This is a genomic window from Saccharothrix sp. DSM 118769 (assembly GCF_052936295.1).
Window position 1 is genome coordinate 5,481,828 of record NZ_CP193627.1, and the last position, 15,711, is coordinate 5,497,538.

Here is a 15,711-nt window from a genome sequence, read left to right on the forward strand (position 1 = left end):
ACCGCCTGCCCATCGCCCTGACTGCACGGCCTTGAGTGAAGGCCCCGTGACCGGGCGATTTAACGCAGGTTGGGCGGATCCTGAACCCTGTGGTGTGACAGTGGGTGCACGGCCGGCCCGAGCCGGGGCGGTCGGAGGATCACAGGCCGCGACCGGCGAAGAACGTCGGCGGTGCCGGGCGGCGGGAACGACTACCGCCGAGCACCCGCGACATCGCCGAACCGGAAGGACCTGTCGTGGCGAAATTCTTGCGAACAGCGAGGAGCCCGGCTTCCTTCCTGGCGGAAGTTCGTTGAAAGCAGTCGACCAGAGCTGACCCAGGTCGAAATCGGGCGGATCCGGAAAATCAATCCGGATCCGGCGGGAGGGACCGAAGTTCCAGGATCCGGACGAACACCCGACTCCAGTCCGCAGTGGACGTGGTGACGCCATCACGCACTGCCACAAGTTCGGCAGCGCGCTTCGTGGCCACACGAATCTTTGGAGGAGAAATTTCTACAACGCCGCGCACGACCCTGCCGACTGGGCAGTCCTGCGCCACAGGCGGCGCCTCCCCGCCCGGCAACCCCGCCGTGGGAATGGTCGACCTCGTCGCGAACTGGGTCCGACGACGACCGGACTCCCAAGCCGTGCGGGAGCCGCTGGGCGGAGCAGTTCTCACCTACCGTGAACTCTGGGAGAAGTCCGCGTGGCTGTCCGCGCACCTGGCCGGCGCCGGGGTGCGAAAAGGGGATCTCGTCGCCGTCAGCCTGCCGCGCTCCGCCGACCTGGTCGTGGCCCTGCTCGGCATCCTTCGCGCCGGAGCGGCGTACCTGCCGCTGGACACCTTCGCGCCGAGCGACCGCATCCGCGGAATCCTCCAGGACTCGGGCGTGAAAAATGTCGTCTGCGCCGAATCGGACGACCGTGCCGGATCATGGCCCGTGCGATCCCTGGGCATCCCCGACCGGCTACCCGCCGGGCAGGTGCCGACCGGGTCGGCCGCAGGTGACGACACCATCTACGTCACCTACACGTCCGGATCCACAGGACGTCCAAAAGGGGTGGTCATCCCCCACCGGGGTGTGGTCCGACTGGTCGTGTCGCCGAACTTCTGCACGATCGAACCGGGCGATCGGATCGCGAGCACCTGCAACCCCGCGTTCGACGGGACCACCTGGGAGATCTGGGGCGCCCTGGCCTCAGGGGCGACCGTGGTGCCGTTCCCCCAGCTCACCAGCATGACCATGGACGACTGGCTCCGTCTTCTCGGCGACGAGGCCATCACGTCGATGCTCCTGACCACCTCGCTGTTCCACTCCGTGGCCCGGGAGCGGCCGGATGCGTTCCACACGGTGAAGAACCTGCTGGTCGGAGGCGAACAACTCGACGTCGCGACGGTGCGCAGGGTCCTCGAAACGCGGCCTCCCGCTCGCCTGGTCAACTGCTACGGCCCGACCGAGGGTTCGGCGATAGCGTCCTTTTTCGAGTGCACTGCGGAGAGCCTCGCAGGCGTTGGCCGGGTGCCCATCGGGTACGCGCTGCAGGAAACCGACCTGCTCGTCCTCGACGAGCACTTGCGGGAGGTTCCGCAGGGTGGCGTCGGTGAGCTCTGCCTGGGTGGGCCGGGAGTCGCTTCGGGTTACCTCGGCGCTCCCGATCTCACCGCCGATCGGTTCGTCATCGAGCCGACCAGGGGTGCCCGGGTGTACCGGACCGGCGACTTGGTCAAGAGGCTGTCGACCGGCGCGCTCGAGATGGTCGGCCGCCGGGACCGCCAGGTCAAGCTCCGCGGGTTCCGCATCGAGCTCGAAGAGGTGGAACGGGTCATCGTCGAGTCCGGCGTGGTCGACGCCGCGTTCGTGGAAAAGGTGGGAGATGGTCCGGCCGCGACACTGGTCGGTTTCGTCCTGCCGCGCACGGCCGACACCACGGCCGATGCGCAGGAAGTGCTTTCAACCCTTCCCGCCTTGCTCGCCCGCGACCTTCCGGCGTACATGGTGCCGGCGCGTTGGGTCCTCCTGCCGGAATTGCCGCTGGGCGCAACGGGGAAGGCCGACCGGGGGGCGATGCTGCAGCTCCTCGACCTCGACTCGGCCGATTCGGGGACCAGGCGGCCGGAAGAGCCCTCGGATCCTGTGCACGCGGGCATCCTGACCATCCTGCGGGACTTGCTCGAAACTGCCGAAGTGCCGTCCGGGGCGAACTTCGTCCAGTTGGGCGGGAACTCGATCCTGGCCGTGCGTGTCGCGCACCGGATCCGCGCCACGTGGGACCTGCCGGTCGAGCCCGCGGACGTTCTCGCCGCCGAGACCGTGGGCGACCTGATCGGTCGACTGAAGGACGGGGACAGCTTGAGCAGCACGCCGCGATCCCTGCCGAAATTCTGAAGATCCGCAAATCCAGGTCCAACGCGACCGCTCACATGGGGGACTCGGGATGAGTACGCTCATCGATCCACAGCGAACACCGGCAACCGAGGCCAGGAGTGTTCCGCTCACCTATACCCAGGAAGCCGTGTGGTTGGCGGACCGCGCCTCGCGATCGAGCGGCCCCGCGTACAACGAGCTCATGGCCTTCCGCCTGACCGGGGACGTGCAGGTGGACGTGCTCGGCCACGCGCTGAACCGGCTGGTCCGGCGTCACGAGGCACTTCGCACGGCCGTGGTGGAGACGACGAGCGGCTTGCGGGCGGTCGTCCGTGCCGATGTGCGGGATTTTTTCGAGGTCGTCGATCTCCGGGGTCACGGCACCGAGGCCCTCTCGCAGGCCCGGGAGCTGATCGCGGAAAATTACGCACGGCCGTTCGACCTCGCCGAGGGCGAGGTGCTGCGGGCTCTCGTCGTACTCGTCGACGACGGGGCGGTGGTCGGGTTGACCATCCACCACATCGCCACCGACGGCTGGAGTTTTTCGGTCGTTGTCGACGAACTCGGCCAGGACTACCGGGCGATGGTCGGGTCGGGGGAGTTCGCGTCCCCGGAGGAGCCGGCGGTCACCTACACCGACTACGCGGTGGCGCTGCGGCGGGATTTCGAGCAGGGTGTCTTCACGGCAAGGATCGACCAGCAGCGCGACCTTCTCCTGGACGGACCGGAACTTCTCCGGCTGCCCCTCGACCACCCGCGGCCGCCTCAGCAGACGTTCGCAGGCTCGACCTGTTCGGTCCACGTACCGAAGTCCGATGTCGCAGCACTGTTGGCGAAGTGTCGCGCATCTTACCGGAGCACCGAGTTCACCGTGTTCCTCGCGGCATACGCGGTTCTGCTCAACCGCTACACGGGTCAGGACTCCTTGAGCATCGGCAGCACGTTGCTCAACCGGGACGACGAGGACCTCCTGAACGTTGTCGGGTGCTTCGTCAACACGACCGCGTTGGTACTGGGGATCGAGGACCGCATGACGTTCCCCGCTCTCCTCGACCGCGTCGCGGACGTCACGCACAAAACTCTGCGCAATGGTGCCGCCCCCTACCCGAAGGTGCTGGAGAGCCTGGACGTCAAGCGCGACCCCAGCTACCACCCGGTTTTCCAGACCATGTTCACAATGCTGGGCGGACAAGCGCTCCTCGACCTCGGCAGTGGCACGACCTGCTCACTCTTCCCGGTCACCCGCAGAGCCGCCAAGTACGACGTCCTCTTCTACGTCCGAGAGCACGACGACACCTACGAGTTCGAGGTCGAGTTCAACACGGACCTCTTCGAGCAGGACACCATCCGACGGATGCTGGGGCACTACACCCATCTGCTCGGTGAGCTGGCGATGAACACCGAGAGCGAGGTCTCCCGCCTCGGCCTTCTCCCGCTCGACGAACGGCAGGAGATCCTGCTCCGGTCACGAGGCGATCAGGTCGACTACCCGCAGTCGACAGTCGTCGATGCGTTCGAAGCCCGAGCTGCCCGGACTCCGGACGCGGTCGCCGTGGAGTTCCTCGATGCGACGATGACGTACGACGAGCTGAACAGACTCGCCAATCAGGTCGCCCGATCGCTGCGCGCACGCGACCAGTCGGGTGCTTCGCCGTTCGTCGGGGTCTACATGGAGCGCTCGTCGGAGATGGTTGTTGCGCTGGTCGCCATCGTCAAGGCGGGCTTGGCGTATGTCCCCATCGATCCCGAGTACCCGGCCGACCGGACGCGGTACATGATCGAGAACGCGAATCTCGGATTGATCATGACCCAGGAGCGGTACCGTCGAGAACTGGCGGGGGGCGAGTACGAGGTAGCCGTGCTGTCCGTGACGGAAGCGCGTGCCGAGGAGGACACCGACCTCACCCGTCGGCTCTCGCCGGACTTCCCCGTGTACATGATCTACACCTCCGGGTCGACCGGGCGCCCGAAAGGCGTCGTCAACCGGCACGTGTCGCTGTTCAACCGGCTGTGCTGGATGCAGTCGGAATATCGGCTGGACGCGACCGACCGTGTCCTGCAAAAAACGCCCTTCAGCTTCGACGTCTCGGTGTGGGAGTTCTTCTGGCCACTCATGTCCGGGGCCCGGATCGTCGTCGCCGAACCCGGTGGACACCGTGACGCCGACTACCTCAAGCGCCTGATCAGGGATCGCCGGATCACCACGGCGCACTTCGTGCCCTCGATGCTCAGCGTCTTCCTCGACGAGGAGGACCTGGGCGACTTCGGCGGCTCGCTGCGCCGGGTGATCTGCAGCGGTGAGGCCCTGCCGTACAAGACCGTCGAGGACTTCCACGACAAGCTGGACTGCGAGCTGCACAACCTCTACGGTCCGACCGAGGCCGCCATCGACGTGTCGTACTGGCCGTGCGCACGGGACTACCCCGGCCAGGTCGTGCCCATCGGTCGGCCGATCGCGAACGTGCAGCTGTACGTGGTCGACAAGCACTTGGAGCTTCAGCCCACCGGGGTGCCCGGCGAGCTGTGCATCGGTGGCGTGGGCCTGGCCACGGGGTACCACGATCAACCCGAGTTGACCCGGAAGTCGTTCGTGGCGAACCCGTTCTCGAACGGATCGACGGCACGGCTGTACCGGACCGGCGACCTCGCGAGATACCTCGCCGATGGACAGCTCCAGTACCTCGGACGCATCGACAGCCAGGTGAAGATCCGCGGCTTCCGGATCGAACTCGACGAGGTCGGTGCGGCGATGATGGACGTGCCGATCGTCAAGGAAGCGGCGGTCGTCGTCCGCGAGACGCCGACGAGCAAGATCCTGGTCGGCTACGTCGTCGCACCGGAGTTCGACCGGGCGGTCATCAGGGAGCACCTGGCGAAGCGGCTCCCGGAATTCATGATCCCACAGGTGATCGTCGAGCTCCCGGCCCTGCCCACCACGGCCAACGGGAAGCTGGACCGCAGGTCCCTCCCGGACCCGCTCGCCGACTCCGATCGCGCCGAGGAACCCGGTGCTGCGACATCGCCCGAACAGGCACTGCTCGCACAGGTCTGGGCCGAAGTCCTCGGACTGAACCGCGTCGGCGTCGACGCGAACTTCTTCAACCACGGCGGGGACTCCATCCAGAGCGTCCGGGTGGCCGCCCGGCTCCGGGAGTCGGGCTACGCGGTGGAGGTGCAGGACATCTTCGCCCGACCGACGATCCGCGAGCTCGCGGAGTTGATGGTGTCGCGGCGAGCAGAGGCACCGGCCGGCGCCACCGGGGTCCCGTTCTCCCTGGTCGACCCGGCGGACAGGCGGGTGCTCGGCGGTGCCGCGGAGGATGCCTGGCCGTTGACGACGCTGCAGGCCGGGATGATCTACCACTCGATGCTGCACGAGGAATCCTCGGTGTACCACGACGTCTTCGACTACGAAGTCGACGCGAAGGTGCACGTCGGATGTGTGGACGACGCGTTCCAGGTGATCGTCGCGCGGCACCCGCAACTCCGCTCGACGTTCGACCTCGACGGTTGCGGCGAACCACTGCAGGTCGTTCGACCCACGTCGGAGATCCCTGTCGGGATCGTGGACCTCACGCACTTGGCGCGGCCGGACCAGTCCGGGATCATCGATCGTTGGGTCGAGGCGGAGCGGCACCGCGCCTTCGACCTGAACGGCGGACGACTTCTCCGCGTCCAGGTGCACGTCCGCTCGGCGGAAGAGATGAACATCGCCGTCTCGTTCCACCACGCCCTGCTCGACGGCTGGAGCGTGGCACTCGTGGTGGAGGAGTTCCTGCGGGTCTACACGGACCTGGTGGACGGCCGCGAGGTCGAGACCACTCCGGAACCCGGGCGATACGGTTCGTACGTCGCCCTCGAACGCGAGGCCGCACGTGACCCGATGCAGGTCGCGTTCTGGTCGCAGGCCCTCGACGGCTTCTCCGCATCTGTGTTGTCGCGGTCGCGCACCGACGAAGCAGCCGATGCGCTGCCGATCCCGGCATCCGTCGACCGTGTCGTGCCACCGGCGTCGGCCGACGCCGTGCGAAGGCTCGCCGGCAGGCTGGGGGTGCCGCAGAAGGCGGTGTACCTGGCGGTGCACATGCGCGTCCTGGGCAGGCTCCTCGACGAACGTCGAGTCGTGTCCGGCATCGTGGCCAACGGCAGGCTCGAGACGCGCGGCGGCGAGGAGATGGTCGGCCTGTTCCTCAACACCCTCCCGTTCCCCGTCGAACTGGGGGAAGAAGCGTGGGACGGGTTCGTGAAGAGGGTATTCGACATCGAGCAGAGCGCCCTCGCCTACCGCCGCTTCCCCTTGTCGGAGATCCAGCGGACGGCGCAGGACGGCGTGTGGTTCGACTCGGTCTTCAACTACACGGATTTCCACGTCTACCAGGGCGGTGACGCCCGAGCGGCCCGGATCAACGGTGCACGCTATTTCGAGCACACGAACTTCCCCATCGTCGTGCACGTCCACCGGGACCACTTCCTCGGACGGATGCGCTTGATCGTCAACTACGACGGCGCGAAGCTCGACGTCCCGTTGGCGGAGCGCTACGTCGCCGAGTACCTCGACGCCGTGGACGACCTGGTGTCGCGCAGCGAGCCCTTTCCGGCGGAGCTCGCCGCGGACTCGGGCGCCCCGGCCGCCCCGCCGGCCGGTGCAGGGCCCCGCTCGGAACTGGAGAAGACGATCGCCGGCGTCATCGCGAAGACGATCGGGGTGGAGGTTCTCGGCAGCGACCAGAATTTCCTCCAACTGGGCGTCGACTCCATCACCGCGATCCGGGTGGTGTCCGCGTTCAAGAGGCTTCGTCTGGGCCTGACCATGAAGGACCTGTTCGACCACCCGACGGTGAGACGTCTCGCGGCGATCGCGAGCACCAGCCCGCCGGCCGGTGCGCCGTTGGATCGACGCGCGGTGCCGTTCGAGTTGGTGGCACAGTCGGAGCGGTTGTTCCCCGCCGGGGTGGTCGACGCCTACCCGGCGACGGCGATGCAGGTCCGGATGCTTCGCAAGACGGCCGAGGATGCGGCGCAGGCGACCTACCACGACGTCTTCAGCTACCGCCTGGCACTGCCCCTCGACGAGGATCACCTGCGGCTCGCCGTCGATCGGCTCGTGGCAGAGCACGACGTGTTCCGGACCGCGTTCTCGATGCACGACTACTCCGTTCCCATGCAGTTGGTGCATTCAGCGGTGGTTCCCGCCGTGGAGGTGACCGATCTCGGCTCGGTGGACGAGGGCGAGCGGGAGCGGCTGTTCGCGGAGTGGTTCGAGCGTGAGAAGCAGACCGGCTTCGACTGGGCCGATCCGCATCTGGTCCGGTTCTTCGCGCACCGGGGAGGAGCCGGGGAGTTCACGCTGACCGTCAGCTTCCACCACTCGATCCTCGACGGCTGGAGCCTGTCGCTGTTCGTGCGTGACCTGCTGGCGGTCTACGGCGCGCTGCTGGCGGGGCGACCCCGGCCGGTGACCGCTGTCGCGTCGCTCAGGTACCGGGACTACGTGCGGGCCGAGCTCGACTGCCTGCGGTCATCCGCCGCACAGCGGGATTTTTGGGCGGAGAAGCTGGCCGAGCACACGTTCGCCGCCTTACCGAGGCCGGCTACCGCGGGTGCGGTCGACCGTTGGAGCGAGACGAAGCTGTTGATCGGCGAAGCGCGGCAGCGTGAATTGCGGGCGGTGGCGTCCGAGGTCGGCGTCTCGCTGAAGTACGTGATGCTGGCCTGCCACCTGTGCGTCGTGAGCCGGCTCGTGCGGGACCCGGACGTCGTCACGGGGTTGTTCAGCAACGGCAGGCTGGAGGAGGACGACGGGGAGCGGGTGCTCGGGCTGTTCCTGAACTTCCTGCCGTTCCGGCAGCGGGTCGACGCGCGGACGTGGCGCGAGCTCATCAAGGAGACGTTCGACAGCGACCTGGAGATCCTCCCGCATCGACGGTACCCCCTCGCGCGGATCGAGCAGGACCTCGGTCGGGCCACGGTGTTCGAGACGGTCTTCAACTACACGCACTTCACGGCGTACGGCGACGTCGCCCGGCGCCCCGACGGCACCGGCGTGGTCGAGGACGTGAAGTGGTTCGAACACGTCGACGCTCCGCTGCTCACGAACGTCGGTCATGACATCGCGCAGGCTCGCGTGGTCATCACCCTCAACGCGAATTCGAAGGTCGTTCCGCAGGATCGGCTCGATGAGATCGGCAGGCTGTACGACACGGTCCTGGCCCACCTCGTGGATCACGTGGACGAGCTCGCCGTCGACAGCCTGCCACCCGGCGAGTGAAGACCTGCGGCGGACCTGATCGTCCAGGCGCCGCCTTCGACGACGAAGAGGAGGTCGCTCGATGAAGAGCCCGAGGAACCCCGGCACGGTGCACGCACCTCTGGGCGGTTACACCCACCAGATCGAGGTCACGGGTCCGCACCGTTGGTTGGTCCTCGCCGGGCAGGTCGGTGTCGGCCTGGACGGGGAAGTGCCGGAAGATCCGATCGAGCAGTTCGCGGTGGCCCTCGAAAATCTCCGCCGGAACCTCGAAGCGGCCGGTATGACCGTCGCCGACCTCGTGAAGATCACCGTCTACCTGGTCGGCGAGCTGGACTTCAGGGAGCTGGTGGGCGTACTCGGGGAATGGCTGGGCGCCAACGAGCCGCCGATGATCATCCTGTACGTGGCGGGCCTCGCCAACGCCGCACTGCGCGTGGAGGTGGACGCGTGGGCCTGCCGCTCGGACGCGGCCGGTCACGACGCGCAGCAATGAGCCGCACCTGGTCGACCCACGACATGCCGAACAGTGCACGGAGAGGGAAGAAATGATCGTACTGCCCGAGTCCGGTGTCCGGACTTACGAACAATCGGACGGCTACGTGACGCACTACCGCCTCTGGGGCGCACCGGAAGGCGACGATGTGGTCGTGGTCCTGCACGGCGGGGTGAGCCACTCGGGATGGCAGGCGCCGCTCGCCGAGGCCGTCGTCGAGAACTCGGAGGTGTCCTTCATCGCTCCGGACCGGCGCGGTTCCGGCCTCAACACGGTGGACCGGGGACATCTGGAGTCCACCGAGCGCGTCATCGGTGACGTCGTCGAGTTCGTCCGATCGCTCAAGGGGTCGTTCCGGCGCGTGCACCTGGCGGGGTGGTGCTTCGGCGGGCAGGTGGCGTCCGTGGCCGCTGCGCAGGTGGCCGACGAGGACGTGGTCTCGTCCTTGACCCTGATCGCTCCGGGCTTCTACTTCAACGAGAGGTACGGGGACGTCCTGCGGCTGTCCGTCGAGTCGGCCCTGGAGGTCGTCCGGGAGTTCGGTCTGGTGCCCGAGCCGACGCGGGCGTTCATCACGGTGCCGCTGCAGCCGACCGACTTCACGTCACGGCCGGACTGGCAGGAGTTCGTCGTCGACGACGGGCTGCGCCTCGTCAAGGTGACGGAGGGGATGGTCGAAGTGTGCGGGGAGATCGCGGCGCGGGCGGTGCAGGAGTTCTCCCGCACCGGTGACGTGCCGGTCCTCGTCGTGTTCGGCACGCAGGACAGGTTGGTCGACGTCGAACGGGTGCGGGAGTTCGTGGTCGCCGGCAAGGCACCCGCGGTGGAGAACCTCAGGACCGGTCACGCCGTCCACTTCGAGGAGCCGGGTCGGCTGGCGGAGATCATCCTGGCGTTCCTGCCCGGAGTGCGCTCGCAACCCGCAGGGGCAGCCGCGAGCACGGCGGCGGACGCGCACGCCGGACGTCCGAGGTAGGTGTCGGATGCAGTCGGGACTCGCCGGGAAGACGGCCCTCGTCACCGGGGCGTCGAGGGGGATCGGGCGCGCCATCGCCGAGGCGTTCGCCGCCGAGGGCTGCAACGTCGTCATCGTGTCCCGACGTCAGGAGTCGCTTGACCGGGTTGCGGCCTCGATCCGTGACGCCAACCCGCACATCGGCGTGTTGGCGAAGGCGGCGCACGTGGGGGAACAGGAGCAGGTGTGCGAGTGCGTCGCCGCGGCGACGGCCGAGTTCGGGTCGATCGACATCCTGGTGAACAACGCCGGCACGAACCCTTATGTCGGACCCCTGGTCGATCTCGACGTACCGCGGGCCGCGAAGATCGTGCAGGTCAACCAGTTGTCGATCGTGTTGTGGACCCAGGCGGTCTGGCATGCGTCGATGGCGGTGGCGGGCGGCAACGTGATCAACATTTCTTCGGTGGGCGGCTACGCGACCGAGCCGGGGATCGGCTACTACAACTCGGCGAAGGCCGCCGGCATCTCCCTGACGAAGAGCTTCGCCGCGGAACTCGCGCCACGAGTGCGTGTCAACGGGATCGCGCCGGGTGTCGTCCGGACGCGGATGGCGCAGGTGCTGCTCGAAGGTCACGAAGAGGAACTCGAGAAGCTGATCCCGCTGGGTCGGATCGGTGAGCCCTCGGACATCGCCGGCGTCGCCGTGTTCCTGGCGGGCGAGACGTCGTCCTGGATGACCGGGCAGACCATCGTCGTCGACGGCGGCGCACTGGCCGCCCCCTGACGACCGGGATCGGTGTCGAAGCGGCACGGACCACCGTGCTCGACAATGCGAGAGGAAGTTGTGATGACGCGCGAGGTGGTACACGAACCGCTCGCCGTGCCGACCATGGCACTCCTCGCCTCTGCCGCGGGGGCGAAGCACGGAACGCGAACCGCGATTCGGTTCAAGCGCAACGGCGAATGGCTCGAACGGACCTACACCGACATGGCCGCGGATGTGCGCCACTTCGCCCGCGGCCTGCTGGCCCTGGGCGTGGCGGCCGGCGAGCACATCGCGATATGCGCTGAAACCCGCGCCGAGTGGACGGTCTGCGATCTCGCCATAGCCGAGGTCGGCGCGGTGAGCGTTCCCGTCTACCCGACCAACTCGGCGGCCGAGTACGAGTGGATACTGCAGGACGCGGACGTGCGGGTGGCGATCTGCGGAAATGTCCAGGAGCTCGCGAAGGTCACCGCCCTGAAGCCAGGACTCCGGCACCTGGACCACGTGATCTCGATCGATCCGGCCACGAGCCCGGAACCGGTCGCGATGACGATGGCCGACGTCGTCGAGAGGGGGCGGCAGGTACCGGCCGAGGATGTGGAACGACGTGCGCGGGCTGTCACCCCCGAGCGGATCGCGACGATCGTCTACACCTCCGGGAGCACGGGCAACCCCAAGGGATGCCTGTTGAGTCACGGCAACTGGCGCGCAGCGCTCGACGCGGACCAGATCAACCTTTCGCCGACGCCGGACGACGTGACCTACCTGTACCTGCCGTTGTCCCACCTGATCGCCCGCGCGGTGCAGTTCCTCAGCTTCGAGAACGGCGCGACCCTCGCGTACTTCGGCGGGAACACCAGCCGGATCGCGGAAGAGCTGCCGGACGTCCGCCCGACCATCCTCCCGTCCGTGCCGCGGTTGTTCGAGAAAATCTACGGTGCCGTGTCGGGCCTGGTCGGGACGCAGTCGGAGAAGGCGGTGTCGGCGCACGTGCAGGGCCGGTTCGGCAATCGACTGAGGATGGCCATCACGGGTGGCGCGCCGATCGCCCCGGAGATCCTGAACTTCTTCTCCGGGCACGGGGTCCCGATCTTCGAGGGGTACGGGATGACCGAGACGACGGCGGTCATCTCGATGAACAGGGAGGAGGCTTGCAGGATCGGGACGGTCGGTCGTCCGGATGCGGGCGTCGAGGTGCGGATCGCCGAGGACGGCGAAGTCCTCGTCCGGGGGGCGAACGTGTTCGTCGGCTACCACCGCAACCCGGAGGCCACGGCGGAGGTCGTCGACAACGGCTGGCTCCGCACCGGTGACCTCGGATCGCTCGACACCGAGGGCTTCCTGACCATCACCGGCCGGAAGAAGGAGGTCATCATCACGTCAGGCGGCGACAACCTGACGCCCGCCAACCTGGAGAACGAACTGCGGCGCTGTCGCTGGATCGCCGAGGCGGTGTTGATCGGCGACCAGCGACCGTACCCGGTCGCGTTGATCACCCTGGACCCGGCGGAGATCTTCCCGTGGGCGCAGGAGAAGCAACTCCCGGCGGATCTCGCCGTGCTCGCCGTCAACCAGGATGTCCGCGACCTGATCCGGGACGAAGTGGACCGGGTCAACTCGGCGTTCGCCCCGACCGCACGGGTCCGGCGGTTCGAAATCCTGGCGAAGTCGCTGTCGGTGGCCGACGGCGAACTGACCGCCACCCTGAAGGTGAGGCGCCCCGCGGTCGCGGAACGCTACTCCGATGTCATCGACGAGATCTACGCCCGACCTTCCTGAGGATGCGGCAGGACGCCGGTGAGCTGTGCTGAGCGATGGTGCCCGGTCCGGCATCCCCGCCCTCGCCGCGCACACCTGCCTCAACCAGCACTGTTGCTGTGACCGGCTGAACTCGAGGTCGGCGCTTGTGCCCGGGCTGTGGTGCGGTCGAGCTCGTCGAGCTGGTGCCGAATGCGCTCGGCGTCACCGCCTCGTTCCTGTGCCCGGTACAGCTCCAGTGCCTCCCGCCACGCCGCACGGGCTTCTTCGCGACGCCCCAGGGCGGTGTGGGTGTGGCCGAGCCGGTCGAGGGTGGCGGCCTCGTCGTAAGGACTGTCGAGGTCGCGGAACAGGGCGAGGGCGCGGCGGTAGTGCTCCAGGGCTCCGACGTGGTCGCCGGTGCGGTGCGCGATGAACCCCAGGCTGTCCAGGGAATCGGCCTCGCATTCGTGGTCGTCGACGCGGTGGGCCAGGTGCAGGGCGGCCTCGCAGGAGGCGCGAGCCGCCTCGTGGTCGCCGAGGTGCGTCTGCATCCAGCCCACCGTGTTGAGCACCATGCTTTCCACCACCGGGTTGTCCAACTCCGAGCACAACCGAAGGGCACGGGTGGCGTGCTCCAGCGCCCGCTGGTGGTCGCCCCGCTTCTCGCAGGCCCGGGAGAGGGTGTACTGGGCGCGGACCTGGGCATCGCGGTCGCCGGTGTGCTCGGCCAGCCTCAGGGCGTGGGTCAGGTGCTCCGCGGCCTCGTCGTGCGCCCCGATGTGACCGGCCGCGTCACCCAGCAGGCGGTGGGCCAGGCTGCGGACGGCCGGGTCGTCGTCGCGGTCGGCGGCGGCCACTCCCCGCCGCCACATCACGACCGCGTCGTGGAGGTACCCGTGCCGCACTTGGAAGGTGTCCAGGCACCAGGCCAGCTGCCAGACCTGCGCAGCCCAGTCGTGGTCGGCGGCGAGGCGCTGGGCGGCCAGCAGCGAGGTGTGCTCGTCGGCGAACCACCGCAGCGCCGCGGCCTGGTCGTCCAAGGGCTGGGGACGGCAGCCGGAGACGGGAGCGGCGAGCCTGGTCGGTGCGCGGTTCGGGTCCAGCAGCCGATCCGCGGCGTGGGCGGTGTGGAGGTAGAAGTCCACCACCCGACGCAGTGCCGCCTGCCGCGACGACTCGGCCAGCTCGTGGGCGAGGGTGGTGGCGTAGTCGCGGATGAGGTCGTGCATGGCGTAGCGGCCGTGGGCGCGCCTGTCGACGAGAGAGGCGCCTTCCAAGGCGTTGAGCGCCTTGCGCGTTTGTTCCGCCGACAGGCCGGTGAGGGAAACCGCGGCAGGCAGGCCGATGTCCGGGCCGGGAGCGACGCCCAGCAGTGCGAACACCTCCTGTTGCCCGGCGGTCAGGCCGCGCAGGGACCACGACAGCACGGCGGGCAGGCTGGCCGCGGGATCGTCGTCGTCCAGCAGCTCCAGACCCAGTTCGCGCAGCTCCGCGACGAGTTCGGCGAGCGGGACCCGCGGGTGCAGGCGGGCATGGCGGGCGATGATCGCCAACGCCAGCGGGTAGTGCCAGCACAGCTGGACCAGTTCGTCGGTCGCCTCGGGTTCGGCGGCCACCCGCTGCTCGCCGAGGCGCTCGACCAGGAGGGTACGGGCCTCTTCCCCGGACAAGGTGTCCAGTTGCAGGTGGCGGGCGCCGTGCCGGTCGATCAGCGAGGCCAGCTTGGTGCGGCTGGTGACCAGGACGGCGCACGCGGGGGTGCCGGGGAGCAACGGGGTGACCTGGTCGGTGGTGGCGGCGTTGTCCAGCACGATCAGCATTCGCCTGTCGGCGATCAGGCTGCGGTACAGCGCCGTCTGCCCGTCGAGGTCGGCGGGCAGGCTGCCCGGGGCGACACCGAGTGCGTCGAGGAAGCCGCGCACCGCCACCACGGGGTCGAGGGGCCGGCTGTCGGGGCTGAAACCGCGCAGGTCGACGAACAACTGCCCGTCGGGGAACCGGTCGGCGTGGCGGTGAGCCCAGTGCAGCGCCAGCCAGGTCTTGCCGATGCCGCCCGCGCCGGCGAGGGCGGAGATCACCACCACGCCGGCCGGGTCCGAGGTGTCGGGCGCCGAGGTGTTCAGCGCGGTGTCGAGCCGGTCGAGTTCGTCGCGGCGGCCGACGAACGCCGCCGGCGGAGCGGGTAACTGGCGCGGCACCACCGCCGGAAGGGCGCTCTCCGCAGCCGCGGGCACGGTCGGGCCGGTCAGGGTGGGGTCGACGGTGAGGATGCGCCGGTGCAGTTGCTGCAGTGCCGGGCCGGGATCGATGCCCAGTTCCTCGGCCAGCCGTCGCCGGGTGTGCTGGTAGTGCTCCAGCGCGTCGGCCTGGCGGCCGCAGCGGTACAGCGCGAGCACCAGCTGCCCGGCCAGGCGTTCGTCCAGGGGGTCCTGGGCGGCCCGAGTGACCAGCTCGGGCAGCAGCTCGCCGTGCCGGCCGCACTCCAGCGCCCAATCGGTCCGGTCGGCTCGGGCCGCGGCCTGTTCCCGGCGCAGGTGCTCCCGCGTGGTCTGGGCCCATGCGGTGTCCAGCCCGGCCAGCGGCTCGCCCCGCCACAGCGCCAGCGCTTGGTCGACCAGCGCCAGGGCGCCGCGCGGATCGTCGCTGTCGCGGGCCTGGGCGAGCAGGTGGCGGAAGCGGTGCAGGTCCACGCTGCCCGGGACGGCGGTCAACTGGTAGCCGGTGTCACTCCACGTGATCGTCATCCCGGTGCCGTCCAGTGCCCGGCGCAGGTTGGACACGTAGGTCCGCAGCACCGACCGTGCCCGGGCCGGCGCGTGCCCGCCCCACACCCCCTCGGTCAAGCGGTCCACCGACACCGCGCGGTCGGCCTCGGTCAACAGCACCGCCAGCACCGCTTTCTGCTTGGCGTGCCCGAGCGGCACCGGCACGGAGTTCCACCGGACTTCCAGGTTGCCCAGCACGCAGGCCGCGACCTCCGGTGGTGCGCCTTGCTCGCCGTCGCCTACCACCAGTCCTGTGTACCGAACACGACCAGGCGGTTCAATGCGAGTCGAGTGCGTGTCGAATTCCGCATCACGACAGCGGCTCCCACGGCCGGTCCGAGCCGGGACGGTCGGAGGTCGCGAACCGCCACCGGTGCCCGACCCCGACGGA

The 15,711-nt window shown here is 68.7% G+C and carries 7 protein-coding genes; 6 read left to right on the plus strand and 1 reads right to left on the minus strand.

Going from position 1 to position 15,711, the window contains the following annotated elements:
* The first annotated feature begins 578 nt into the window (after positions 1 to 578).
* From ACRAKJ_RS23490 to ACRAKJ_RS23515, 6 genes are all read left to right on the plus strand, one after another.
* A complete protein-coding gene (locus ACRAKJ_RS23490; protein WP_438920953.1) occupies positions 579 to 2,369 on the plus strand; it encodes an amino acid adenylation domain-containing protein in 1,791 nt (596 codons plus the stop codon).
* Between the two features lie 49 nt (positions 2,370 to 2,418).
* Positions 2,419 to 8,616 (plus strand): amino acid adenylation domain-containing protein, encoded by a 6,198-nt coding sequence (locus ACRAKJ_RS23495; RefSeq protein ID WP_438920952.1) that lies wholly within the window; start codon positions 2,419 to 2,421, stop codon positions 8,614 to 8,616.
* Between the two features lie 61 nt (positions 8,617 to 8,677).
* Positions 8,678 to 9,091: a RidA family protein gene (locus ACRAKJ_RS23500; RefSeq protein WP_438920951.1), complete on the plus strand. Its 414-nt coding sequence runs from the start codon at positions 8,678 to 8,680 to the stop codon at positions 9,089 to 9,091.
* A gap of 52 nt (positions 9,092 to 9,143) precedes the next feature.
* Positions 9,144 to 10,067 (plus strand): alpha/beta fold hydrolase, encoded by a 924-nt coding sequence (locus ACRAKJ_RS23505; RefSeq protein ID WP_438920950.1) that lies wholly within the window; start codon positions 9,144 to 9,146, stop codon positions 10,065 to 10,067.
* Positions 10,068 to 10,074: 7 nt separating this feature from the next.
* Positions 10,075 to 10,833: an SDR family oxidoreductase gene (locus ACRAKJ_RS23510; RefSeq protein ID WP_438920949.1), complete on the plus strand. Its 759-nt coding sequence runs from the start codon at positions 10,075 to 10,077 to the stop codon at positions 10,831 to 10,833.
* Between the two features lie 63 nt (positions 10,834 to 10,896).
* On the plus strand, positions 10,897 to 12,594 hold the full coding sequence (locus tag ACRAKJ_RS23515) for an AMP-binding protein (protein WP_438920948.1): 1,698 nt from the start codon (positions 10,897 to 10,899) through the stop codon (positions 12,592 to 12,594).
* Positions 12,595 to 12,674: 80 nt separating this feature from the next.
* Here the strand turns inward: ACRAKJ_RS23515 and ACRAKJ_RS23520 are convergent, their stop codons facing one another.
* Positions 12,675 to 15,566: a BTAD domain-containing putative transcriptional regulator gene (locus ACRAKJ_RS23520; protein WP_438920947.1), complete on the minus strand. Its 2,892-nt coding sequence runs from the start codon at positions 15,564 to 15,566 to the stop codon at positions 12,675 to 12,677.
* Positions 15,567 to 15,711: the final 145 nt, after the last annotated feature.

Coding starts and splice junctions, on each gene's coding strand:
- ACRAKJ_RS23500 (WP_438920951.1), top strand. CDS start 8,678: ATGAAGAGCCCGAGGAACCCCGGCACGGTGCACGCACCTCTGGGCGGT.
- ACRAKJ_RS23510 (WP_438920949.1), top strand. CDS start 10,075: ATGCAGTCGGGACTCGCCGGGAAGACGGCCCTCGTCACCGGGGCGTCG.
- ACRAKJ_RS23505 (WP_438920950.1), top strand. CDS start 9,144: ATGATCGTACTGCCCGAGTCCGGTGTCCGGACTTACGAACAATCGGAC.
- ACRAKJ_RS23515 (WP_438920948.1), top strand. CDS start 10,897: ATGACGCGCGAGGTGGTACACGAACCGCTCGCCGTGCCGACCATGGCA.
- ACRAKJ_RS23490 (WP_438920953.1), top strand. CDS start 579: ATGGTCGACCTCGTCGCGAACTGGGTCCGACGACGACCGGACTCCCAA.
- ACRAKJ_RS23495 (WP_438920952.1), top strand. CDS start 2,419: ATGAGTACGCTCATCGATCCACAGCGAACACCGGCAACCGAGGCCAGG.